A 24,042-nucleotide genomic window follows, 5' to 3' on the forward strand; every position below is an offset into this window, starting at 1 on the left:
CGAGGAAGTCGGGGGTGACGGGTTCCATCGTGCCGGGGTGCAGGACGGGTTGGGGCGGAACCGGCAGGTCGGCGTTGATGTTGTACCACGCTTTCGGTAGCTTGCTCTCGTCGAGAATATATTTGTATTGGTCGCTCATGGTGATCTTTTCTCCTGCAAAACTATAGGGCCGATACGACAGTAATGAAGTGACAGTGGCAGTGAAATCGTCTCGATGGGGCTGGCCTCCTTCTAATCAATAAGCGCATGGCGTCATTTCACCTGCTTGCGAGTGTAGACGGTGGAAAACTGCAACAAGGCGATCAAGCGGCAGTCGGCGCAGTCTGGGCCGACCTCGGCAGACTGAAGCGGTTCAATGTGCACTTCATAGCCAAGCGCGGTGTATAGCGTGGTGTACTCTTTCAGCCGCCTCCCATCCACCGTAAAGCGGCGCTCCCAGCCTTCGGCCACCAGGGCAGGATTCGGCGGCGACTCAAAACTTGAGAGCCGGGGCGTTTCTTTGCGCGGCAACGCGGTGTCAAGAAGGAAATCGCTCATCGTATTCTCCACAGAATCGAGTCATCCAAACCTGACAAAAGTCAGATAATTCAGAGGATAATACTCATAAATAAAAGAGCCAGTCCGCTTTCAGACCAGCTCTTGATATTTGCCTGCACATTTTTCAATTGCAAGTTTTGTTGACTCATTCCTTGATCTCACTTGCCATCAATCTTCCGGCCGTTTGGGCTTTGCAAAGTCTCAGCGATGAACTCATCCGAGCGTTTGTTCAACAGGCTTCGGTATCCATAAAAAATTTCGGCGGCCTTGTCGCCCAACCATCCATCCGGCAACAAAGCTGACGGCAAATTCGGATCGAGCCGAGGGAAAGGGCTGTATTCATGGGTAACCCAAAACCGCTGGGCGAAGCATTGTGCCGGCGACAATTCATTTCCACGGGTAAGGGCCTCGGTACATTTTTCGTATTCCGGCCCCCACTGGCCGATGAACCGGCTATACAGATAGTTAAGGCCTTTCATATCCCAACAACGTTCCACAAGTTCGCGGTTGTCACCATTGGTCAAACGCAATCCTGAAAAACACCCTACAAACTGCCCTGCCCCAAGATCGTCAATCACCACTTCCACCTCGGCCAAGCGATTATGAGGCGATATCCACGTGCCCGGGGCCAGCCGCCCAAAGCCCAGCCAGGTCAGCCGCTTGCGTAAGTCGTTGCGGAGATTGCGTTTGTTCTCCGGAAGTGAATACACCACCTGGTGCCATTGACCATCCCACTCCAGTTTGCGCGGCTCAAAAATGCGCTGGCCGCCTTCTTCTATAATTCGGCGGCCCCTGGCGGTGAGGGTGTAAAGGCTGTGACGGCCATCCCGTTCCGGTTTGAGCCAGCCCTTGCGCCTCATGCGCGAAATGGTCGAACGGACCGCCCGTTCACTTACGCCCAGCACCTCCAGCATCTGCAATAAGCTGGACGTCCACACTCGATCTGCTCTGGGAATAATCACGTCGCCAAATAGAACAAAAATAACGAACTGCGTCTGAAGTTGAGGTCGCTTCGACATATGTCAGTTTGTAATCATTCCGTCAAACAAGTGAGACATTTTTAGTCTAGCATGAAAACGGACTTTGTCAATTTAGTGATATTGTTCACAAGACACGGGGTTTGTCGAAGCGGGTTATCAATGAGGGGAGCGCGCGGTTTACTGTTCTGCCATCTCTCTTACCGCCATGTCGCCGATCTGAATTGTGCTCAGGCCGCTTTTGGCATCCACCGAAGGGAGACGGTGTGAGGTGAGCAGGGCCGCCACTGCCCGTTCCACCTTTTCAGCGGCGCGCTTCTCGCCGAGGAAGTCCAGCATCATTCCCACCGACAGAATCGCGCCAATGGGGTTGGCGACGCCCTGCCCGGCAATGTCGGGCGCGGAGCCGTGAATCGGCTCGAACATTCCATTCCGGCTGGGGTGAATGTTGCCCGAAGCGGCAGTGCCCATCCCGCCCTGAATCATCGCGCCCAGATCGGTGATGATGTCGCCAAACAGATTCGTCGTCACCACCACGTCAAAGGCCTCAGGACTTTTCACCATCAACATGCAACAGGCATCCACGTACAAGTGATTCTGCTCTACGTCGGGATACTCTTTGCCCACTTCGGCAAACGTCCGTGTCCACAGGTCCTGGGCGCGGATGGCGTTGGCTTTGTCCACCATTGTGAGTTTGCGGCGCGGGCGTGAGCGCGCCAACTCGAACGCATATCGAATAACTCGCTCAGTGCCTTTGCGCGTGAAGATCATCTCGGCAATCGCCACTTCGTCCGGCGTGCCTTTGCGGAAGATGCCGCCGGCGCCGGCGTAAGCGTCTTCGGTATTTTCGCGGATGACTACAAAGTCAATGTCGGCTGGTGTCTTACCTTTGAGCGGGCACAGATGCTCGGCGAAGAGCTTGACCGGGCGCAGGTTGACGTACAGATCGAGACCCATCCGCAAGCCCATGATGACCGACCGCTCGACCAGGCCTGGCTCAACACCCGGATGACCAATCGCACCCAGGAACACGGCATCCAGCGCCCGCCACTCGTTGATAACGCGATCCGGCACAAGCTCTTTGGTTTTCAGATAATAGGCGCCGCTGTAAGGATACTCGACGAGATTGACATCGAAGCCGTCTTTGACGGCGCGCAGAACTTTGAGTCCCTCGGCCACCACTTCCGGGCCGATGCCGTCTCCCGGAATGACGCCGATGTTGTAAGTCTTCATGCCTTTAACCGCCTTGAAATCACCAGCCGTTGAATCTGGGCCGTGCCTTCGTAGATTTGCATGATCTTGGCGTCGCGCATCCACTTCTCCACCGGATATTCGCGCATGTAGCCATAGCCGCCGAGAATCTGCACCGCGTCGGTGGTCACTTTCATGGCCGCGTCGGCGGCGTAAGCTTTAGCCATGCTGGCTTCGGTCGTGCAGGGCAGGCCGTTGTCGTAGAGCCACGCCGCCCGCCACGTCAGTAAACGGGCCGCATCAATGTTCATCGCCATCTCGGCCAGCATGAAGGCAATAGATTGGAAGGAAAAGATCGGCTTGCCAAACTGCTTGCGCTCGTGGGCGTAAGCCAGAGCGTATTCGAAAGCGGCGCGCGCCACCCCGACAGCCCCGGCGGCAATGTGCGTCCGCGTGATGTCGAACGTGCGCATGGCGATCTTGAACCCCTCGCCTTCCTCGCCCAGCCGATTCTCCACCGGCACTTCCACGTCCACAAACGAGATGGCCGCTGTGTGCGAGGCGCGGATGCCCATCTTCTTTTCTTTCTTGCCCGGCATCACGCCTTTCCAATCCTTCTCGACGATGAAAGTTGTGATGCCGTCGGCACCACGCGAGAGATCGACGGTGGCGAAGACGACATACACGTCGGCCAAGCCGGCGTTGGTGATGAAGACCTTTTGGCCGTTGAGAATGTAACGGTCGCCTTTGCGGTGGGCGACGGTGGTCATGCCTGCCGGGTCGGAGCCGGCCCCCGGCTCGGTGAGGGCGTACGCGCCGAGGGCCGGGCGACCGCCGGGGCTGCCCCGGCAAAGCCACGATATGTATTTTTCCTTTTGCGCTTCGGTTCCGCCGATCAAAATGGGCGTGGCCGCCAGCGCCGCGCCGCCGATGATCGTCGCGATCCCGGCGCAGCCCCAGAATATTTCTTCGTCCACGAGGGCTTTGGTCAGCACACTGTCCACGCCGCCGCCGCCATACTTTTCGGGAAAGGAATAGGTGATCAAACCCGCCTGGTGCGCCTTTTCCAGAACGTCCCACGGCACTTCTTCTTTTTCGTCGGCCTCAGCCGCAACCGGGCGGATAGTTTTCTCCGCGAACTTGTGAGCCATGTCGCGGAACTCGCGTTGTTCGTCAGTGAGCGTAAAGCCTATCATGCCAGCATCGCCTCTATTTTCTGGCCGACTTCCGCCAGCCCTTCGTCGTCAAGCATATTCAGAGCCATAGGAAACAGGATGTCCTCTTCCTTGCCAAAGTGCATGTCGAGCAGGCGGATGATCTCTTCGGCGTTGACCTTCAACATGTCAGCACTGCCGCCCGTGACCGCCAACGCTTTCAACTTCTCCGCCCCGGCTTCAATTTGCGGATGCTCAACCTGGTGCAATTCGTGGAGCGTTTTGCGGAGAATCTCGCCCTGGCCGTGAATCTCTTTGTGTTCGATCCGCATCACGCCGGTTGGGCCGCCTTGTTCGCCAAAGACGGCCTCCAGGGCCGGGAACAGCGCCTCGTCTTCCTTCTTCGCGTGCAGGGCCAACTGCGTTTCCATCATGTGGCCGATGCGGCCCAGCACCGGCAGGGCATCGGCCAGGGCGGCCTCGCCGCGCGCGCCCAAATCGGCGGTCGCCCGGCGCAAATCGGCCACCTGGGCCATGATGAGGCGATGGTCTTCCAAAAGATGTTCGATGGGATTCACAAAGTTTCTCCTTAGTTATCCACAGATTACGCAGATGAACGCAGATTTTAATTAAAACATCTGCGAAAATCTGTGTAATCTGCGGATTAATTCTTTGACAAACCCTTAGTAGAGCAAGGTGGAATCTTGCTCTATAATCTTGCCGCCAACCGCTCTTCGACGTAGGCCAGCAATCCGCCTCGATCAATGATGCGTTGCAGAAAATCAGGGAATGGCTCGGCCCGGTAAGTCTCGCCGCGAGTGAGGTTGCGAATGGCGCCCGTGGCCGGTTCCACTTCCACCTCATCGCCTTGCTCGATGGCATCCACTGCCGCCGGACATTCCAGAATCGGCAAGCCGATATTGATCGAGTTGCGGAAGAAGATGCGGGCAAAGGATTTGGCGATGACGGCAGACACTCCGGCGGCCTTGAGGCTGATGGGCGCAACTTCGCGCGATGAGCCGCAACCGAAATTGGTGTCGGCCACGATCACATCGCCCCGCCGCATCTTGCGGACGAAGTCGGGGTCGGCGTCCTCCATGCAGTGCTGGGCCAACTCGCGCGGGTCGGCGGTGTTGCAGTGACGGGCCGGGATGATGGCGTCGGTGTCAATGTTCTTGCCGAACTTCCAGGCGTGGCCGCGTATCCGCACCCGCTCTCGCAAGAGGTCTTTCCGCACCGGGCCGCTGTCTCGCCGGGGAAGGGCTTCGAAGAACACGACCCGGTCGAGCGCCGCCGAGTCGGCCAGGCGCTCGGCGGCGAAGGCCCGTAGTGAATCAGCGCCAAAATTTGCGCCCGGCGCGCGCACCACGCAGGCGCAGGTGATCTCGCCGAAAATCGAATCGGGCACGCCGACGACCGCCGCTTCTTTTACGCCAGGGTACGAACGCAAGACCATCTCTATAGTTCCGGGATAGATTTTGAAACCGCCCCGGTTGATGATCTCGCCTTTGCGCCCGATGAGGCGCACCGGACCATCGGGATCGATCACGGCCAGGTCGCCGGTATGTAACCAGCCATCGGCATCGAGCACCTGAGCCGTAGCTTCCGGGTCATGCCAGTAGCCTTGCATAATGTTGTAACCGCGCGCGCATAGTTCGCCTTCCGAGCCCTCGGGCAAGGCGTTTCCGTCGGCATCCACCACCTTCAACGACACGCCGTTCAACGGCCGGCCCACCGTTTGAGTCGCCGTAATCGGGCCATCATCCAAACGAGTCATCGTGACGGCGGGCGAGGCTTCGGTGAGGCCATAGGCCAGCACCACGTTGCAGTGCATCTGCTCCCGCACGCGAGTCACCAACTCAGGCGGGCAAGGCGCGCCGGACATAATGCCGGTGCGCAGGCTGGCGCACCTTTCTGCGCGAAAGTCGGGATGATTGAGTTCAAGCGCAAACATGGTGGGGACGCCGTGATGCACCGTGATCTTCGCTCTCTCGATCAACGCCAGGGCTTCGCCGGGATGATAGATTGACAGGGGCACAAGTTGCGCGCCCGCAACCGCGCAAGCCAGGATAGTCGGCGCGAGGCCGAATGAATTGGAAAACGGCACCGCCCCGAGGAACACATCGTCGGCGGTGCAGGCCAGACCGGCGGCGATGGCCGCCGCATTTTGCAATAGTCCGCCGTGCGTGAGCACTGCGCCGCGCGGCTGGCCCGAGTTGCCGAGGGTGTGGATGATCGCCGCCGGGTCTGTCGGAGCGATTTCCGGCAAGCGGGAGGTGGCGGTGGCCGCCAGAAGACTCTCAAAACCAATTACGCCATCGGCATCCCCTTCCAGTGCAATCACGTGTTTCAGTTCAGGCACATCGCGGCGCAGTTCACGCATCATCGGCAAGTGATCGGCATCAGTGATGACGGCCGATGGCTGAGTCTTCGAGAGGCGCGCCGACACTTCAGCCTTATTGCGCCGGGTGTTGATGGGAACCAGAATCACTCCGGCTTTGGCGGCGGCAAAGATGGCAATCACATATTGCGCGAGATTTGGCAAAATGATTCCCAGCCGGTCGCCAGGGCGCAATCCCAGCGCGCACAGTCCCCTTGCCAACGCCGCCGCCTGTTGCTCGGCCCGGGCGTAAGTCCAGCGCTCGTCGCCATTCACCAGGAAAGTGTGGTCGGGCTGGCGGTTAGCCCGTTCGGTAAGCAAGCCGCCAATGGTTGAGGGCAGAGAAGAGGCAGATGTCATGGATTAACCTGTGTTGCTTTCACTTCAAGACTTCAGTCGGCGAGGCGAGGTGGCCTGCCACTGCCGAGGCCGCCGCCACATAAGGATTCACCAGATACACTTCACTCGTGGCATGGCCCATGCGGCCTTTGAAGTTGCGGTTGCTGGTCGAGACACACCGCTCGCCGGCGGCCAGCACGCCCATGTGCCCGCCGAGGCACGGGCCGCACGTCGGTGTGCTTACCGAGCAGTCGGCCTCGACGAAGATGTCAATGAGTCCTTCGTGCAATGCGTCGAGATACACTTTCTGGCTGCCGGGGATGATGACCGTTCGCACGCGCGGGTGAGTCTTCCGCCCGCGTAAGACTTCGGCGGCGGCGCGCAGGTCTTCGAGATTGCCGTTGGTGCACATGCCGATCACAACTTGGTCAATCTCCAATCCGGCCAACTCCGACACCGGCTTGACGTTCTCCGGTAAAAACGGCAGGGCGACGAACGGCTCAAACTTCTCAACGTCGAACTCGTACACGGCGGCGTACTCTGCGTCAGGATCGCTTCGGTGGCACGCGCCCTCGCGCGCGCCCGCTCTGCGGCAAAACTCGCGCGTCTTCTCGTCGGCGGCGAACAGGCCCGTCTTGGCCCCGGCCTCAATCGCCATGTTCGCCATTGCGAAACGGTCGGCCAGGCCGAGGTGATCGAGGGCCTCGCCCGTGAATTCCATCGCCTGATAGCGCGCGCCATCCACGCCAATCTGGCCGATAGTGTGTAATATCAAATCCTTGCCGCCCACCCACCGGGGCGGCTGACCGTGATAGACGAACTTGGCGCTCTCTGGAACCTTCAACCAGATTTCGCCCAGGACCATGGCCGCCGCCGCGTCGGTGGAACCGATACCCGTGCCGAACGCGCCGAGGAAGCCGTGGGTACAGGTGTGCGAGTCGGCGCCGGCGATGAGGTCGCCCGGTGAGACCAGGCCTTTCTCCGGCAGAAGGATGTGCTGGATTCCGGCGCGGCCGACCTCGAAGAAGGTGATGCCGTGTTCGCGGGCAAACTCGCGGCAACGTTTGACGATCTCGGCGCTCTTGATGTCTTTGGCCGGCGTGAAGTGATCCATCACGAACACGACTTTCTTCGGGTCGAAGATTCGCGCGCCTTTGATCTTCTCGAACTCTTCAATCGCCACAATGCCCGACAGTTCGGACGCCATCACAATGTCTACCCGGGCGTTGATGAATTGGCCCGGATGGACTTCTTTTTCGCCGCAGTGGTCGGCGAGTATCTTTTCGGCTAAGGTCATACCCATGTTGACTGCTTCTCCATTCCGAAAGTGCCACTAATGGCTCCACTGAAAAAAGCCCATTTGAACCGCGAAGACGCCAAGAACGCGAAGGAAAACAAGGGCGAATCCTTTGCGCCCTTCGCGCCTTCGCAGTGAGATCGTGGTTTTTGCAGTAGAGTCACTAATGCTCCACGAAAAAGCGCCGGGCTTTCAACTCGAAGCGGGGCAGCGCGCCGCGCGGGGCGAGGCAAATGGCCGGGCGGAAAGACAGCGCCGAGTCAATGGTCTGCCCGATGGCATTGACCACGGCCGGGTCGGCGTCTTCGACCAGCTCGACCTCGACGCTCATTTCGTCCATCTCGCGCACGGTGCGAACCGTGACCCGAAACTCGTCCACCTCGGCGAAGCGGCGGATGATGTTTTCCACCGCGCCCGGAAACACGTTGACGCCGCGCACGGTGATCATGTCGTCAACCCGACCCAGCACACCGCCTTCAAAGCGGGCAAAGGTCCGCCCGCACTCGCATGGGGCCGGGTTGAGCAGCACGATGTCGCCGGTGCGATAACGAATGACGGGAAAGCCCCACCGTCCCAGGTTGGTGATGACCAGTTCGCCCTGCTGGCCGGGCGCCACCGGCCGCAGGGTATTCGGGTCCAGCACCTCGGCGATGAACTCGCTCTCGATGATGTGCGTCCCGCCAGGTTGGGCTTCGCACTCGAAAGAATGCGCCCCCACTTCCGAAGCCCCGGCATGGTCGTAACATTTCGCGCCCCAGGCCTGTTCAATCCGCCGCTTGGTGGCGGGAATGTTGGCCCCCGGCTCTCCGGCGTGAATGGTGGCCCGCACCGCGAGGCGGCTCAGGTCGAAGTTGCTCTCGCGCGCCACCTCAGCCAGCCGCAGAGCATACGTCGGCGTGCAGCACAAGGCCGTTGCGCCGGTGTCGCGCATCAATTCCAAACGCTGAAGCGAATCGCGCCCGCCGCCGGGGATCATCATAGCCCCCACCTGGCGCGCGCCTTCGACCGCCGCCCAAAAACCGATGAAGGGGCCGAAAGAGAAAGCCATGAACACGCGATCCCAGGCGTTGAGGCCCGCGCCGCAGAGCACATGGCCCCAGCACCGGCCCCACCAGTGCCAACTGGCTTCCGTATCCAGAACGCGCAACGGCGCGCCGGTAGTGCCGGACGTTTGATGAATGCGCCCATAAGCCGACAGCGGATAGGTTAGATTGCGGCCAAATGGCGGGTAGGCGGCCTGGTCGGCCAGCAATTCGGCCTTGGTCGTCACCGGCAGAAGCGACAAGTCCGGCAGCGAACAAAGATCACCCGGCTGGACGCCTGCCGCTTTCAGCTTGGCGGTGTAAAACGCGTTCCCGCCCCATAGCTCAGCCAACATCGCCCGGAATTTCTGCAATTGCATAGCCGCCAATCGCTCACGCGGCAAAGTTTCAGTGGCTTGATCGAAGTATGGCATGGGTTATTCTACGTAACATTGATTGTAGACCGACGCGGTCTTGGAGACCGCGTCGGTCTGCTCAGCATTCGGCCAGTTCCAGTGGCGTCCTCCGCCCCTGATAAGAAAGCGTGAGCCGGTTGCGCGGGCCGTCCGGTTCGATGACGACGAAGCTACAAAAATCCGGCTCACCCGGATCGGCGCCAAAGGCGTGGCGGAGCACCACGCGCAACGCGCCGGAGTGCGTGACGCCGATCCAATGGGTGCGCCTCTCCAGGCCCTGGCCATGTTCATCCAAAAGACCGCGCACTCGCTCACACACCCGCGCCCAGACAATCTCCAGCGTTTCGGCGGCGCCCGCGCTGTCGCGCGTCAGCCAGTAACCCATGGGGTCGCGGCTGGCCCAAAAGCCGCGGTAGAAGTCGGCGCGCGCAGGAGACACGCTCTGCAAAAAGGCCGGGCTGTTGGTTTGGGCATGAAGCAAAGACGGTTCATTCGGCGGTTCACCCGGATTCAAAATAAAGCGGACGTTGCTCAAGGCTTCATCGGGTTGCAGCGGAGAGAAGATGACGCCCCCGGCGGCGGCCAGCGCAGACGAGAGGCTACCGTGCAACAGCTCCGCCGTCTCCTTCACCCGTGTCACGGGTGAATATCGAATGGCAACCGAGTCGCTGGCGGCGACGCGGGTTGCGAGCAAGGCTCCGGCGGCCTCGGCTTGCGCCTGCCCGCGCGGTGTGAGGCTCACGTCCGTGCGGTGATGCTCCACTTCGCCATGACGCACAAGGTAGATCGCGAGGCTCATGTTTCGGGTTTCCAATCGCGCAACTCGGCGTCAATGGCCAGATAGACTAGCCGACTATCCGGGAGACAAGGCGCAATCATGAGTTCGCGTCCTCCGAGCGCTGTTGCAACGGATAGTGCGGCCCCTGCCACCGCTCGAACAAATCCTGATTGAGCTCAATACCCAGCAAGTCGAGCATGCGGTTGACGGTCTGGTTGATCACGTCGTCCAGCGTTTGCGGGCGGTGGTAAAACGCGGGCATGGGCGGGACGAGCACCGCGCCGATTTCCGTGATCTGGGTCATCAACCGCAAGTGCCCCAGGTGCAAAGGCGTTTCGCGCGGGACGAGCACCAGGCGGCGGCGCTCTTTGAGAGTCACGTCGGCGGCGCGAATGAGCAGGTTACTGCTGGCCGAATGGGCAATAGCTGAGAGCGTTTTCATCGAACAGGGCACGACCACCATCCCCATGGTTTTGAATGAGCCGGAGGAGATGGCGGCCGCAGTATCGCCAAAGCGGTGCTGCACATCGGCCAGCGCTTCAACGGCCTCCACCGTGTAGTCCGTCTCCAGCAGGACGTTCTGTTTGGCGGCATTGCTCAGGATAAGGTGCGTTTCCACATCGGCGACGCCGCGCAAGACTTCCAGCAAGCGAATGCCATAGATCGTTCCGCTGGCCCCGGAAATACCGACGACTAATCGCCTCATGGGTGTCCTACGTTTCGGCGGCAATTGGACTGCCGCCGCGCCCGCAGTGCAACTGCGGCGCGAACCGTAAATCGATTCGGAATTTTCTCTAATCGCCTCATAGGCGTCCCGTCGGGGCCTCGCGCCAGGGCCCGGTGGCCTCCTGAACGACTCCATAAAACCAGCGGTCAAGCGCCGTCGCCTGCGACACATCGGGAGGCGGTTGAACCGGGATATGGCCGGGGGCAAACAAACCCACCTCGCCGGCGTCATCTCCGGCTCTCGGCTCCCCGCCGGTGGCTCGTGCCCGATAAGCCACAATCATCACCTCTGCATCGCCGTGCGAATAGACGTTCACCAATTCACCCAAGATAATTTCCAGACCTGTTTCTTCGCGGGTCTCGCGGATGGTTGCCTCGGTGACCGATTCGCCAAGTTCCACATGGCCGGCCGGCGGGGCCCAGTACCCCTGCAAGGGCGGAGCCGTCCGTCGGATAAGCACCAACTGATGGTCGCGCTCTACCATCGCCATCCCGATTGGCGCGGGCGTGTGGTAGACAACGACGCCACACGCCGGGCAGTGTTCCCGTTCGCGCCCATGGATCAGGTTCATGGTCAGGCGCGTGCCGCATTCAGCGCAGAATTGGGCGCGCATGACGCTAGTCCTCCCGGCTGTGGTTCAGGCCGGTGCGCACGCCGGCCAGCAAATTGGCGACCACAAAATCCAGCGGCCCGCTTTTTTGCTTGGCAATGGACTCGCGCGGCTTGCGGCTCCACACCGTTTCCGGGCGGCACTGCAGGGCAACGATGTTGCGGGGAAAAGGCAAGTCGCGGTCCAGCGCCCATTCGATGTCCTGCGGGTTTCGATAGTAGACGTCGAGGCATTCTCCCAGAATCGCTACTGCCTGGACCTCCTCGTCGGTCATGCACAGCGCATTCTGGCGCTCGGGCGGGACATCCATTACTACGGCCTTTTGCCCCTCCGGATCGGGAATGTATTCGATTAGTTTGGGCGAGGCCACCCGTTTTATCACGTCCTTCGTGATCCGGTTGACGAGGAAGTTGTCGGGCGTAACCATGCCCGAGACGACGCTTTCGCCCAACCCCCAACTGGCGTCAATCGCAATCGTCGAGCGGTCGCCGTTGGACGGGTTGAGGGTGAACATGACTCCTGCCACGCGAGCGTTGGCCATCTTCTGGACGCCGACGCTGATCAGCACTTTGTCGTGCGGGAAGCCCATGGCCAGGCGATAGGAGATGGCGCGAGGTGTGAAAAGGCTCGACCAACAAATTGCGGTGCGGATCAAAACGGAGCCGGCCGTGCGCACCCAGAGCGTCGTGTCCTGCTGCCCGGCAAACGAGGCATTGGGCAGGTCTTCGGCGGTGGCGCTGGAGCGCACGGCCACCGGCAAGTCGGCCACGCCGCATTCGCCGCACAATTCCTTGTAAGCCCGGTAAATGCTGTCCTCGATCTTCGCCGGAATGGGGGCGGAGCCCATCAGTTGCCGGATGGTGAGGCTGGCCTTCTCGGCGGCCTCGACATCATCCGGGCGGACTTCCGCCAGAATCTTCTGAATTTCCTGGCCGATGCCAGCCTCCGCGAGAAAATCCCGGTAAGCCGCCGTCGTCACCGCAAAACCCGGCGGCACGTTGATGTTGGCTTTGATCATGTCGCCCAGACTGGCGCACTTGCCGCCGACCAACGGCACGGATGTGCGATCACAGTCATCGAGCCAGAGGATGTAGGGTTCGGCGTCCATTGAGATCACGCTCCCGCAAGCGAATAAAACGAGGAGAGTGAAACGTGAAAACCAAGCCTCACGTTTCACTCAACACTGACCGTCAGCTCAACACAGTCACGGTACCGCTGCTTCCGTCCACGCGCAGCTTCTGCCCGGTCTTGATGTTCTTGGTGCCAAAGCCGGTGCCGACGACAGCCGGCAGGCCGTACTCGCGGCAAACGATGGCCGCGTGCGACATCATGCCGCCGATGTCGGTGACGGTGGCCTTGATGCGCGGGAACACCGGCGCCCAACTCGGCGTGGTGATCGGGCAGACGAGGATTTCGCCGGGCTGCACGTCCTTGAGTTCCTCGACGCTGGTGATGACGCGGGCCGGGCCTTCGGCCAGGCCGGGTGATCCGGCAAAGCCGGTGAGTTGCTTCGAGTCGCCAGTGCCTTGCGGCTGGAGCCAGCGCTTGATGCTGTCGGTGGTGATGCCCCAGAGCATGATAGTGAACGGCTCGGTGACCACTTCCGGCGGCTCGCCCAGCGCGGGCGGCGGCGCATACGCCTTAAGTTTCTCGAACAGGGCTTTGCGCTTCTCAATGATGGCCGGCCAGTAGCGCGGGCCGCGCGCTTCGCCGCCCGACCCCCACGCGCCAATCAAGTCGTAGAGGGCTTCCTGGACTTCGAAGCGGTGCAGGTAGAACATGTCGTCCACTTCCTTGAAGAAGCCGTGCTTCACCAACACTTTGCCGAACTCGCGCATCTTGTTCCAGAACACAGTGTGATGCCAGTGCTCGACGTAGAAATTGTGGTTCTCGACGTAAGGGAACACCGTGCGGGCCAGGCCCAGTTGTTCCTGGAAGGCCTTTTTGTCCTCGTCGGTGGGCATGAGAGCGGTGTACTCGGCGGCCAGCCGATCGCGTTCTTTCCGTATCTCGGCCGTCGGACGGGACAAGGTCTCGCCTTTCTCGATTTTTTCGATGTAGCCGCGGATGGCGAGACAGGGCACGGTCAGGTCGTCAATCCACGAGCGGTGCAGGTGATAGAAACCGGTGCCGGTGGAGAAGTAGAACCAGGGGTCTTTCGATTTCTCCAGTTCGTCGAGCCACTTCTTCCCCGCGTCCGACTTGCCCATCTCGGCGATGACCTCGTCCGGCTGGATGGTCTTCTTGAAGACGCCGGCCACACCGAGATCAACGGCGGCCTGCGAGAGGCGCTTGAGTTCTTCGTCTGGGCGGAAGAGGATCACGTCAATGCCGGAGACGAGTTTGGCGACGGTCTGATCGGAGATGTCGGGGAAGGCGTTCTTGCAGAAACCGTAAAAGGTGAGGTAGGCCGCGTAGCCGAGGTTCAGGAACTCAAAATGGAGCTGCCAGATCTTGTACATGTTCTCGATGGCCCGGTTGTAGGCCACCACCAGGTCGTAGGCGCTGGTGATACCCCGCCCGGCCCTTACCACCGTCTCCAGGTCTTCCATCTCTGGCAGGTCGGGGACTTTGATCGCCTTCAACTCGGCGATGGTGTCCTCGGCCTTCTTCACCCACTGCGCGTAGAGCCTGTCCCAGTTCTGAAAGTAGTAGCCGGCGCGCTCCATGAAGTGGCCCACCCGCGCGGGGATGTCGTCCGGGTTGGCCACCGGCAGGGCGGTGATGTAGAGGTAGCCGTTCAGGACGCGTTGATCAATGCCGAGCGCCGGCGGCACGATGAAGACGCGCGTGTTGTTTTGGCCGAGCGCGACCCACCACGACTCGCAAGTGATGGTGTCGAACGGGTAGAGCGGCTCCGGATGGTGCATACTATCCTGGAACCAGAACCGTTTGTCCTCGAATTCCTTCCGGTCTTCGCTGAACACGTAGTAATAGGGGTAGAGGTCCTTCCACCCCTCGCACCCCTCCGGAGTCGGGACTTCAAAAGGGCTGGGGAATCGTCCGTTGGTGGTCATGGTCGTTTTTCTCCTCTGAGAAAATAAATCGGCGCGATGAATGGCCCGCGGTTATCCCGCCTGTGGCCGCGTGGGCTTTACAGCGTAAGGCCCCCTTTGGAGTGGGTGAACACATCGAGTAGGGTCGCACCTCCTTTAATGGCAGCCGATGACCGATAGACGTTGAGAGAAACACGCCCTGAGCCATCAGTCGGCGCCGTCGAGCCAGGCCGGAAGATGATTCACGTCGGGCAAGACAAGGTCCGGGCGCACAGCCTCAGCCGCGGCGGCAATAGCTTCTGCCGTTGCTGCACCAGTCAGGACGGCAATGGTGAACAAGCCGGCCTGCTTGCCCATTTTGATGTCCTGTTCCAGTTGATCGCCAACCACCGCGCTGCGCTCAGGGGCCAGCCCCAAAGCTTTGACGGCCATTTCGCCGGCCCATTGAGATGGCTTGCCGGTCACAAGTGGGTCTTTGCCGGTGGCGTAAGCCACTGCCTTGATCATCGGCCCGGTGGCCGGGATGAACCCGTTAGCGGCCGGCACTTTGGGGTCGAGATTGGTGGCGATGAAATCGGCTCCGCGCCAGATGGTCTGACAGACGACATCCAGCATCTTCATGTTGAAGTTTGGATCTTTGCCCATCACCACCACTTCGGCTTCGGCGGCGTGGTCGGCATCCACCAGTTCCATGCCGCACTGTTGCAGGGCTTCCACCAACCCCGCCGCGCCCACCGCCAGCACCTTCTTCCCCGGATGCAATGCGCGCGTCACTTCGGCGGCGACGATGGCTGACGTAACCACGTCCTCTACCGTACACGGAATGCCCATGCCATTGAGTTTCTCCACCACCTGCGCCCGCGTCTTCATATTCTCGTTGGTGAGAAAGGCGCACCGGATGCCGCGCGCTCTCAGCGCCGCCAACGTCTCGGGCACGCCGGGCAGAGCGTGGTTGCCCCGGGCCACGCACCCATCAACGTCGAAAATGAAACCGGCAATATCCGTGGGTTGCTTCTTCATGATTACATCTCGTGATGTGCAACTTCCGGCTCGATGTCCGGGGCCACACGCCCGTTGCCCTTTCCGCCGCCACTCGCCGCGCTTCGCGTGGCCGGGAAGAGTTCACCCCAGCGCGACTCGACGCGCTTCTGCACGTCCTTGTCCATCTCGATCGGGATCGGTTTCTCTTTCCACTCGTACGGGATGGTGGCGTCGAGGATGATGCGCGAGGTGATATCGCGCTGGTCAATCGGTAGAGACGGGTCGAGCGGCGTGGAGCGCCCGCGCTTGATGAACTCAGCCCGTGAGGGATTGAAACGGAAGCTCAACGCCCACAACACGCGCGGCCAATCCCACGCATCCACATCGTCGTCCACCACGATCACGGTCTTGAGGCCGTAGGCGCCCATCTCGGTGGAGATGGCGGCGGTGCCGACCTGCGCCGAGTGACCGGGGTACATCTGTTTGACGGAGATAATGGCCAGGAAGCGCCCGGCGCCTTCCGGCGGGCAATAGACCGATTTGATGCCCGGGATGTGCATGGTCTCCAACTCTTGCCACAGCGTCGAGCCGTAAGTCAAAGCCATCGTCATGTGCGTATCGGTCACGGCCCGGCCCACGGTGGTAGACCAGAAGATCGGGTTGTTGCGATACGTCACGCAATTGACCTTGATGAAATTGCGCGGCGTCGTGCCGATGCCCGAATAGTAGCCGGTGTATTCGCCGAAAGGGCCTTCGGGGAGGAAGGCCGCCGGGTCCACTTCGCCTTCCACCACGATCTCCGCCGTCGCCGGGATGGGGAGGTCCACCGTCTCGCCTTTCACCACCTCAATCGGCGCGCCGCGGATCGCGCCGGCGAACTCGTATTCGCTGATGTGGGCCGGCAAGCGGGCCGCGCCCATCAGGAACATCAGCGGATCGCCGCCGATGCAGACCGCGACCGGCATCTTCTCGCCGCGCTCGGCGTATTTCTTGAGCATCTGGTCGGCGTGCTTGCCCTTGATAAACTGCGTGCCCAGCGTCTGTCCGTCCAGCATTTGCAGGCGGTACGTGCCAATGTTCACCCAGCCGGTGTCGGGGTCTTTGGTGATGACGTAAACCGCCGTGCCGAAGTATCGCCCGCCATCCTTGGGGTAAACGTGCGGCACGGGGAACTTGAGCAGATTGATTTGATCGCCCTTATCAATGTTCTGCTTGCAAGGGGCACCGGCAGTATCCACCCACACGGGCGGGACTCGGTTGCGCGTGCGTTTGACCCACTCGCGCATCAGTTCCACCAGGCTGGTGTTCCTGGGCATATCCATAATCAGGGCCAACCGGTTCGTGGTGGTGCAGGCGCTGGTGAGCACCGGCGTGTTGTAGCCGGTGACGTTCTCGAAGAGCAGGGCCGGGCCGCTTTTCTCTTCGTTAAGCTTGGCGACGTGAGAGAGTTCCAGTCGCCAATCCACCGGCACCTTGATGCGCGCCAACTCGCCTTCCTCTTCACATTTCTGGATAAAGTCTCGCAGGTCCTTCATGACAGCCTCCTTGCTGGTCTTGGGAATGTGATCAGTGATGCGCTAGTTCAAACCACTTCATGTGGCCCCGGACTCCGGAGCCGCTGGATATTTCACACAAGTCTCTGTTTGGCGGTCGGTCATCCTCCTGGCGAATCTAATCTGTTTAATTCATTCAATTCATTCAGCCTGGCTTCCGGCAAATTCCCTTGCTCATCCCATCCCCGCGCCGCGTAATATTCGTCCAGCATGTTCTGGAATTTCTCGCGGTCAATGTGATGGCCCTTCGTCGCCCGGCCCGGCATCGGATCGTCGAAGTAGCGTTTGGGCAAAGTGTCGTCGGCGCGCGTCCGGCCAAACTCCAGATTGATCTGCCGTTCGAGATCGATCACCCGCCGCCCCACTTCGCGCAGTTCAGTTTCGGCGAATTCCAGGCCGGTCACGGGGCGAATCAACTCCACGAAATGATCGTAACCCAGCAACTTGGGGGAGTTGAAGCCGTGAGTGATGAACTTGCAAACGCCGAGACAGTCAGCTACGGCGTAGATGTCGTCGTGCCAGGCTACCATCCCGGCCTTGCCTTCGTACGAAGTCGGGTCGGCGCTTGTCTCCACGCCGAAGATTTTCATTCGCACCTCGTCGGGCAGTTTGAGGATGTCGAGCGTCGGGCGGTTGCGAAGATGGTCCGCGCCGCGCGAGGCGACGGCAATGCCGAGGGCGAACGATTTGATATAGCGCACGTCGTGCGGATCGGACTGCGGCAGGTCTTTGACGGCGATGAGGTAGTCGGCGGCTTCGGGCGGAAAGAGGCGCTTGGCTTGGGTGCTTTCAGCCAACACGTCCCCGAAGCCACGCCGGTAAGCAATGTCGTTGATGAGCTCGGCAACGCGCTCGTAATCCCCCCACTCCAGCGGCCCGCCTGTCATCTCGTCTTTGATGAGGCCGCGTTGATACAACTCCATCGCCCAGGCGATGATCGTGCCAACCGAGGAGGCATCAAGGCCGAGGTCGTTGACGAGGTTGTTGAGAGTGATGACTTGATCAGTCGGGGCCAAGCCGATGTTTGCGCCGAGCAGGCCGATGGTGGAATACTCCGGGCCTTCGCCGCCGAGCGTGTTGCGGTGGCGGCAGTGGACGACGCACGAGGTGCAGGCCAGCATCTTATCCGAAAACTTTTCAATCTCAGAGGCGACGAGCGTCTCTTCAAAGAAGTTGTCCTGGCTGTTGCGAGTGCGAATCGCGCCCAGGCGGTTGCTCACTTCGTACAGAAACGGCGTGCCGAGTTTGCCGAGGACTTGAATAACCTTTGAGTCTTGCAGATACTTCGTCTGCTCTTTGCGAACTGCGCTCAATGCCGCCTTGTCGGCAACGTGGATGGGGTCGCCGCCTTTCGCGGCGATGGCCTTGAGATTTTTACTACCCATCACCGCGCCCATGCCGCCGCGCCCGGCGGTGTTCTTCAGCCCGGTCATCACCGACGCCATTCGCACCTTGTTCTCGCCCGCCGGGCCGATGACGGCGCTGACCGTGCCCGGGCCGTGCGCCGCCTTCAACATCTCTTGCGCCTGAGGCGAAGTAGTCCCCCACAAACCATTGGCTTCACGAACAGAGACGGCTCCACCTTCTAAAAGAAGATAACTCGGTCGCTCCGCCTTGCCGACGATGATCAATCGATCAAACCCGGCCTTGCGCATGGCCGCCGCGAAGAAGCCGCCGCAATTCGCGTCGCCGAGGCCGAGACTCTCCGGCGACTTGGCGCTGACGTTGAAGCGGGCGGCATTGGGCGCGATGGTTCCGGTGAGCAAACCTGCGCCGAAGATGAGCGGGTTCTCCGGGCTGAACGGATTGATGAGGCGCGGGTCGCCCGCCTGGCGCAAATATTTGCGGAGGTAGTGCATGTTCAGCCCGCGCCCGCCGACGAAGGCTCGCGTGAGCCGTTCCGGCGTGGGCGAGATGTCAATGCGCCCCGAGGTCAGATCAATGAAAGCAATATTTGGCATCAGCCGCCGCTCGCCGGCCAGACAATGTGCATCGTCGCCTCGTCGGTCAACAAACTCTCGGGGCTGGCCGCCTCGTCGTTGATGAACAGCGCCGGTTTGATCTCGCCGTTATTCAGCTCGGCGGCCAGTGACGGATACTGACGCGCCAGCACCTCTAACGCCTGGGCCACGGTTATCGCCGACGCGAGAATCAACACCACCTCGCGCTGGCCTGCTGCCCGCCAGAACGGCTCGCCCAGGCGCACCGTCACTTTCATCGCCCCGCTCCGGGCACAGATTGCGGCTGGAGCGTGTGAGGCAACAAGAACTCCAGATCGCTTTCGCTCACCTCCGTCTGGCCGGCTCCCAAACGGAGTTTCAACACGCGTGTCATCCGGTGAATTTCTTCTTCAGTCAGGATGCGGGTGGAACGCTTGGCCGCCGCCAGGATTTTTTCGACGAAGACCGGATGCGGCTCGATGTTATGCTCGCGCAACCAGAAGCGGACGTTGTGCTCGCCGGACATTGGCCCGATCTCGATGCCCTGTGTCCGGCCGACCATACTCGCCGGGACGCCGCAATACACCCGGTCAGAGAGCCAGGCGTCGTTCTTGTTGAGGGCTTTGGCGACCGCCGCCGCGTGAACGCCGGTGGCGGTGCGGAACGAGTCTGCGCCGACGATTGGATAGTTGAACGGGATCGGCACCCCACACGCCTGCGACACCACTTCGCAGTATTCGGGCAGGCCTTGCAAGTCGCGGTTGGCTAACCCCAGCAGATTCAGATTGACGAGCAAAATTTCCATCGGGGTGTTGCCCGAACGTTCGCCGATGCCCAGGGCGCAGGCATGAACCCGGTCAGCCCCGGCCTCAATGGCGGCCATTGTGTTGGCGATGTCCATCCCCCGATCACGGTGGCCGTGCCAGTCAATGCCCACTTCGGGATTGACTTCGTCCACCACTTGCCGCAGGAATCGAATCAGGGAGCGCACGCCTTCAGGCGTGGCGTGACCCACCGTGTCGGCGGCGCAGATGCGGTGAGCGCCGGCGCGGATGGCGCAAGCGTAAATCTCTCGCAGTGTCTCTGGCCGGGCGCGAGTGGTGTCCTCGGTGACGAACATCACCGGCAGGCCGTGCGTGACCGCAAACGTGACCGACGATTCGGTGAGGCGCAACAATGTGTCCACATCCCAGCCTTCGGCGTACTGGCGGATGGGGCTGGAGCCGAGGAAGATGCAGGCCTCGATGGCGATCCCGGCTTCCTGCGAGGCGTCGGCAATAGGGGCAATGTCGGATTCCATGGAACGGGCGGCGCTCTGCGGCACAATGGGCATGTGCTGGTTGGCAATTTCACGCGCCAGCACCGTCACATCTTTCTTGAACCGTTCGCCCGCGCCGCACAACCCCAGGTCGGCGGCGTCCACTTCCAGGCAACGCATCAGGTACAGCAGATAGACCTTGTCCTGGATCGAGGGATGAGTGATGGACGGCGACTGCAAGCCGTCGCGCAGGGTCTCGTCGGTGATCAGCACCCGCTTCGGATAACGAGGCCGGTCGCCTTTCACATTCCAGTCGTAGATCAGTTCAGCGCCAATTGGTTCGCTCATCGGAGTCTCCTTTCTTAGAACTCCGCGGTTTAGTTATCCGCAGATTACGCAGATTTTCACAGATGAATTGAACAAATCTGCGCGCGAAGCATCTGCGAAAATCTGCGGATTAATTCTTTGACAAGTCCTTAGGGTCTGATCCTGCCTCTGCCGGAAGCGGGCTGGCGAGGGGCGAGGCAAAGCTTCTTCCTGTTTCAAACGCTTTCAGGTTTAGGGCGCGATATTTCTCCGGGATGCGCTCGGTCAGCGTCGCCAACCACACCTCTTCTGACATCTGCGGCGTGAGCGCCGACATCGCCCCAAGCATGATCATGTTGGCAACCCGGCCATCGCCGAGGTCTTTGGCCCACCGGGAGGCCGGGATAGCCGTCACTTTCAACCCCTTGCCGCGCAGAAACTCAATCGCGTAGTGCGGATATTTCTCCGCCGCGCCCGCCACCGAGCCGGGGATGATCTCGTGGTCATTGACAAGCAGGCTGCCGCATTGCAAATTGACAAAATTGGCATATCGCAATCCTTCCAACTTCTCCAGGCCAACCACCACGTCGGCCTGCCCGGCGGTCACCAGCGGCGAGTACACGACAGGGCCGAATCGCACGTGGCTCTCGACACTACCGCCGCGTTGTGAGACGCCGTGTACCTCGGTCTGCTTCACGTCGAACCCGGCGCGCACTGCCGCCCGCGCTGTAAGTTCAGCAATCAACAGAACGCCTTGACCGCCGACGCCGGCGAAGATTAGATTCGTTGTATTCATGTCCTTATAACTAGAGAATTAGAGAATTGGAGAATTGGCAATTCTCCAATTCTCTAATCTCTAACACATCGGCCCAATCGCCTCCACCGGGCACATCTGGGCGCACACGGTGCAGGCCGTACATTCCACCGGATCGATTATTGGAAAACCTGCTGAGGTGCGGGTGATCGCCGGGCACCACACTTTGAAACAAGCGTCACACTTCGTGCAAAGCGCCTCGTCAATAAAATATGGCCTCTCTCCTCGTTCCGAAAGTTTCATTTCCGGCAAACGCATACACGGCCCCCGGGTAATCACCACGGCCGGCCCGTCGTGGCCCACCGCCGACCGGACCGCCCGCGCCACGTCTTTGCGTTGCCAGGTGTCCACTACTTGAACTTGCTTGACTCCGGCGGCGCGAACCAGTCCCTCTAAATCCAATTTGGGCGCGGGCTTGCCTCGCAGTGTCTTGCCGGCCGAGGGGTGTGGTTGTTGGCCGGTCATGCCGGTGGTCGAGTTGTCGAGGATGATGAGGGTGAGCGAACTGCCGTTGTAGACGGCGTCAATCAGCGCCGGGATGCCGGCGTGGACAAAGGTCGAGTCGCCAATGATGGCCACTGCCCGCTCGTGCCCGGCCCGCTCCAACCCGAAGGCGGTGCTGATGCTGGCCCCCATGCAAAACGTGGTGTGCGAGGCCTCGTAGGGCGGCAATGCGCCCATCGTGTAACAGCCGATGTCGCCCGCCACCGTGACCTTGAGTTGCTTCAGCGAGTCGAACACGGTGCGATGCCCGCACCCGACGCAGAGCATGGGCGGGCGCGGCAGAACCGTGATCTCTTTGCCGAAATCAGGTTTTTCGGGGACGTTCAGCCCTATCGCTTTCGCGAGTCGCTCCGGCGAGTATTCGCCGATGACGCCGAAGATGGACTTGCCGACGAGGTTGGTGATGCCCATCGCCTTGAGTTGATCTTCGATGAACGGTTCGCCTTCTTCGACGACGTAGACCGTTTCGTGGGCGGCGCAAAATTCTTTGAGGGCGCGCGGCGGCACAGGGTGGGTCAGGCCGAGCCGGAAGACCGAGGCCTCGGGCATGATTTCGCGCGCGTATTGATAGGCGATGCTACTGGAGACGAATCCAACCGACCCCTGGGTCGGCGGCTCCCCCGGCTGGCCCGACCGCCACTCGACACGATTGACGGGCGTCGTCTCGGCATAGTCGCGCAAGTTGGCGATCCGTTTCTCGACCCCGGGCCGGAGCAGGGTGCGATAGATCGGCACCGAGAAGCGTTTGGCATCCGGCGTGAACTTGCGCTGGGGTACTTCGGCTCGCTCACCCAATTCCACCAGCCCTTTGTGATGCGCCAGCCGCGTCGTCGTCCTCAGCATCACCGGCCCGCTGAACTGCTCCGAAATCTCCAGCCCCAGCTTCACAAAGTCCTTGCACTCCTGCGCGTCCGAAGGTTCGAGCACCGGCACTTTTGCCATCAGGGCCAGATAGCGGTTGTCCTGCTCGTTCTGCGACGAGTGCATGCCGGGGTCGTCGGCGGAGATGACGACGAAGCCGCCGTTGGTGCCAGAATACGGGAAGACCATGAACGAGTCGGCGGCCACGTTGAGGCCGACCATCTTCATCGTCACCATCACCCGCAAGCCGCCGATGGCCGCTCCCATTCCTTCCTCAAACGCCACCTTCTCGTTGGCCGACCACTGCGAGTCTACTTCGGGATAATGCTTCGCCAGGGTTTCGAGAATTTCGGTGCTGGGCGTGCCGGGGTAGCCGGAGGCAAACTTCACTCCGGCTTCCCACGCGCCGCGCGCGATGGCTTCGTTACCCAGGAGGAGTTCTTTCATTCGCAACTGCCTTTCAGTAGAGCAAGATGTTGTTTTGCTCTACATCCGCGCGTCCACTGCCAAAATCCGCGCCGCGTTCTGCCACAAAATCTTTTCCTTCGTCTCACTCTTTAGCGGCAATGATTCGATGGCTTCAACATTCCGCCGCAGATACGGGTTGCCCGGCCAGTCCGAGCCATACACAACTTTGTCGGCCAACCGTTCGAGTTCGGGGAAGTAGTCGAGCAATTTCTTGCCGGGCAGGCCGGAGATTTCCATGTAGACGTTCTCGTGCCGCCGGGCCATCCAAAACGCCTGCTCGTACCAGAAGGGCCGCCCGGAGTGGGCCATCAAAATCGTGAGCTTTGGAAAATCAATTGCCACGTCGTCGAGATGCAGAGGGTCGCCATATTTGATTCTCGCTCCTTTGAAGACCGACGAGCCGGTGTGGACGAGCATGGGGATGCCGAGTTCCTGAGCTTTGGCATACAGCGGATACAACCGTGAGTCATTCATGTAGTGATGCTGATAAACCGGATAGGCCTTGATGCCGCGAAAGCCCTGCTCTTTGACCAGCCGTTCCAGTTCGGCGGCGAGATCGTTGATGGTGAACGGGTTGAGAGCGGCAAAGGGAATCAACCGCCCGCGCGGGCCGGTGGGCGGGTCGGGCAAGGCGTTGGCCCGGGCGCACAAGTCGGCCACAAAGTCGTGCGGCGTGACTCCGGTGGTGATCGGGCAATCTTCGGCGAGAGCCACTGCCCAATCAATTCCGTTCTCTTGCAAAAATGGCCGCAACTTCGTCGGCGTCAAAACCTGCTCGACAACCGTCCACAAGTCGTCGCCCTGATACTGGCTCTCCATCCATTCCAGCACCCAGGGGCGTTCGTGTTCACTGCGAGAGACGTGGAGGTGGAAGTCAATTAGCATAAGCAATCAATTCTCCAATCATCCAATCTCTAGAGATCAGAGAATTAG

22 protein-coding genes are annotated in these 24,042 nt (G+C 60.6%); all 22 read right to left on the reverse strand.

Annotated elements, in window-relative coordinates; translation table 11 throughout:
• A partial coding sequence (locus HYZ49_12105; protein ID MBI3243026.1) for a TrpB-like pyridoxal-phosphate dependent enzyme occupies positions 1–139 on the reverse strand: 139 nt, incomplete at its 3' end.
• Between the two features lie 113 nt (positions 140–252).
• The gene (locus HYZ49_12110) at positions 253–537 is read right to left on the reverse strand and encodes a hypothetical protein (protein MBI3243027.1); all 285 of its coding nucleotides are present in this window, start codon (positions 535–537) and stop codon (positions 253–255) included.
• Between the two features lie 158 nt (positions 538–695).
• Complete coding sequence (locus HYZ49_12115; GenBank protein ID MBI3243028.1) at positions 696–1,556, reverse strand: hypothetical protein; 861 nt, start codon at positions 1,554–1,556, stop codon at positions 696–698.
• A gap of 138 nt (positions 1,557–1,694) precedes the next feature.
• Positions 1,695–2,747 (reverse strand): 3-isopropylmalate dehydrogenase, encoded by a 1,053-nt coding sequence (locus HYZ49_12120; protein ID MBI3243029.1) that lies wholly within the window; start codon positions 2,745–2,747, stop codon positions 1,695–1,697.
• On the reverse strand, positions 2,744–3,901 hold the full coding sequence (locus HYZ49_12125; GenBank protein ID MBI3243030.1) for an acyl-CoA dehydrogenase family protein: 1,158 nt from the start codon (positions 3,899–3,901) through the stop codon (positions 2,744–2,746). The genes HYZ49_12120 and HYZ49_12125 overlap by 4 nt, the downstream gene beginning before the upstream one ends.
• Positions 3,898–4,437, reverse strand: coding sequence for a hemerythrin domain-containing protein (locus HYZ49_12130; protein MBI3243031.1), 540 nt, complete (start codon positions 4,435–4,437; stop codon positions 3,898–3,900). Before HYZ49_12130 ends, HYZ49_12125 begins: the two co-directional genes overlap by 4 nt.
• Before the next feature lie 131 nt (positions 4,438–4,568).
• A complete protein-coding gene (locus tag HYZ49_12135; GenBank protein MBI3243032.1) occupies positions 4,569–6,599 on the reverse strand; it encodes an AMP-binding protein in 2,031 nt (676 codons plus the stop codon).
• Positions 6,600–6,618: 19 nt separating this feature from the next.
• On the reverse strand, positions 6,619–7,881 hold the full coding sequence (leuC, locus tag HYZ49_12140) for a 3-isopropylmalate dehydratase large subunit (GenBank protein ID MBI3243033.1): 1,263 nt from the start codon (positions 7,879–7,881) through the stop codon (positions 6,619–6,621).
• A gap of 157 nt (positions 7,882–8,038) precedes the next feature.
• Complete coding sequence (locus HYZ49_12145; GenBank protein ID MBI3243034.1) at positions 8,039–9,331, reverse strand: AMP-binding protein; 1,293 nt, start codon at positions 9,329–9,331, stop codon at positions 8,039–8,041.
• Positions 9,332–9,392: 61 nt separating this feature from the next.
• Positions 9,393–10,112: a histidine phosphatase family protein gene (locus tag HYZ49_12150; GenBank protein MBI3243035.1), complete on the reverse strand. Its 720-nt coding sequence runs from the start codon at positions 10,110–10,112 to the stop codon at positions 9,393–9,395.
• Positions 10,113–10,188: 76 nt separating this feature from the next.
• Complete coding sequence (locus HYZ49_12155; protein MBI3243036.1) at positions 10,189–10,797, reverse strand: UbiX family flavin prenyltransferase; 609 nt, start codon at positions 10,795–10,797, stop codon at positions 10,189–10,191.
• 97 nt (positions 10,798–10,894) lie between these two features.
• Positions 10,895–11,431: an NUDIX hydrolase gene (locus tag HYZ49_12160; protein ID MBI3243037.1), complete on the reverse strand. Its 537-nt coding sequence runs from the start codon at positions 11,429–11,431 to the stop codon at positions 10,895–10,897.
• 4 nt (positions 11,432–11,435) lie between these two features.
• Positions 11,436–12,536: a phenylphosphate synthase subunit beta gene (locus tag HYZ49_12165; protein MBI3243038.1), complete on the reverse strand. Its 1,101-nt coding sequence runs from the start codon at positions 12,534–12,536 to the stop codon at positions 11,436–11,438.
• An 82-nt stretch (positions 12,537–12,618) separates the two neighbouring features.
• The gene (locus HYZ49_12170) at positions 12,619–14,445 is read right to left on the reverse strand and encodes a hypothetical protein (GenBank protein MBI3243039.1); all 1,827 of its coding nucleotides are present in this window, start codon (positions 14,443–14,445) and stop codon (positions 12,619–12,621) included.
• A gap of 186 nt (positions 14,446–14,631) precedes the next feature.
• Positions 14,632–15,444, reverse strand: coding sequence for an HAD-IIA family hydrolase (locus HYZ49_12175; GenBank protein ID MBI3243040.1), 813 nt, complete (start codon positions 15,442–15,444; stop codon positions 14,632–14,634).
• A gap of 2 nt (positions 15,445–15,446) precedes the next feature.
• Positions 15,447–16,940 (reverse strand): phenylphosphate carboxylase subunit beta, encoded by a 1,494-nt coding sequence (ppcB, locus tag HYZ49_12180; protein ID MBI3243041.1) that lies wholly within the window; start codon positions 16,938–16,940, stop codon positions 15,447–15,449.
• A 119-nt stretch (positions 16,941–17,059) separates the two neighbouring features.
• The gene (locus tag HYZ49_12185; GenBank protein ID MBI3243042.1) at positions 17,060–18,919 is read right to left on the reverse strand and encodes an aldehyde ferredoxin oxidoreductase family protein; all 1,860 of its coding nucleotides are present in this window, start codon (positions 18,917–18,919) and stop codon (positions 17,060–17,062) included.
• Positions 18,919–19,176, reverse strand: coding sequence for a MoaD/ThiS family protein (locus tag HYZ49_12190; GenBank protein ID MBI3243043.1), 258 nt, complete (start codon positions 19,174–19,176; stop codon positions 18,919–18,921). Before HYZ49_12190 ends, HYZ49_12185 begins: the two co-directional genes overlap by 1 nt.
• A complete protein-coding gene (locus HYZ49_12195; GenBank protein MBI3243044.1) occupies positions 19,173–20,504 on the reverse strand; it encodes a 2-isopropylmalate synthase in 1,332 nt (443 codons plus the stop codon). The genes HYZ49_12190 and HYZ49_12195 overlap by 4 nt, the downstream gene beginning before the upstream one ends.
• Before the next feature lie 109 nt (positions 20,505–20,613).
• Positions 20,614–21,258 (reverse strand): indolepyruvate oxidoreductase subunit beta, encoded by a 645-nt coding sequence (locus tag HYZ49_12200; GenBank protein ID MBI3243045.1) that lies wholly within the window; start codon positions 21,256–21,258, stop codon positions 20,614–20,616.
• A 60-nt stretch (positions 21,259–21,318) separates the two neighbouring features.
• Complete coding sequence (locus tag HYZ49_12205) at positions 21,319–23,088, reverse strand: indolepyruvate ferredoxin oxidoreductase subunit alpha (protein ID MBI3243046.1); 1,770 nt, start codon at positions 23,086–23,088, stop codon at positions 21,319–21,321.
• A 39-nt stretch (positions 23,089–23,127) separates the two neighbouring features.
• Positions 23,128–23,994 (reverse strand): amidohydrolase, encoded by an 867-nt coding sequence (locus HYZ49_12210; protein MBI3243047.1) that lies wholly within the window; start codon positions 23,992–23,994, stop codon positions 23,128–23,130.
• Positions 23,995–24,042: the final 48 nt, after the last annotated feature.

It is taken from the genome of Chloroflexota bacterium (genome assembly GCA_016197225.1).
In the GTDB taxonomy this organism is placed as follows: Bacteria; Chloroflexota; Anaerolineae; order Anaerolineales; family VGOW01; genus VGOW01.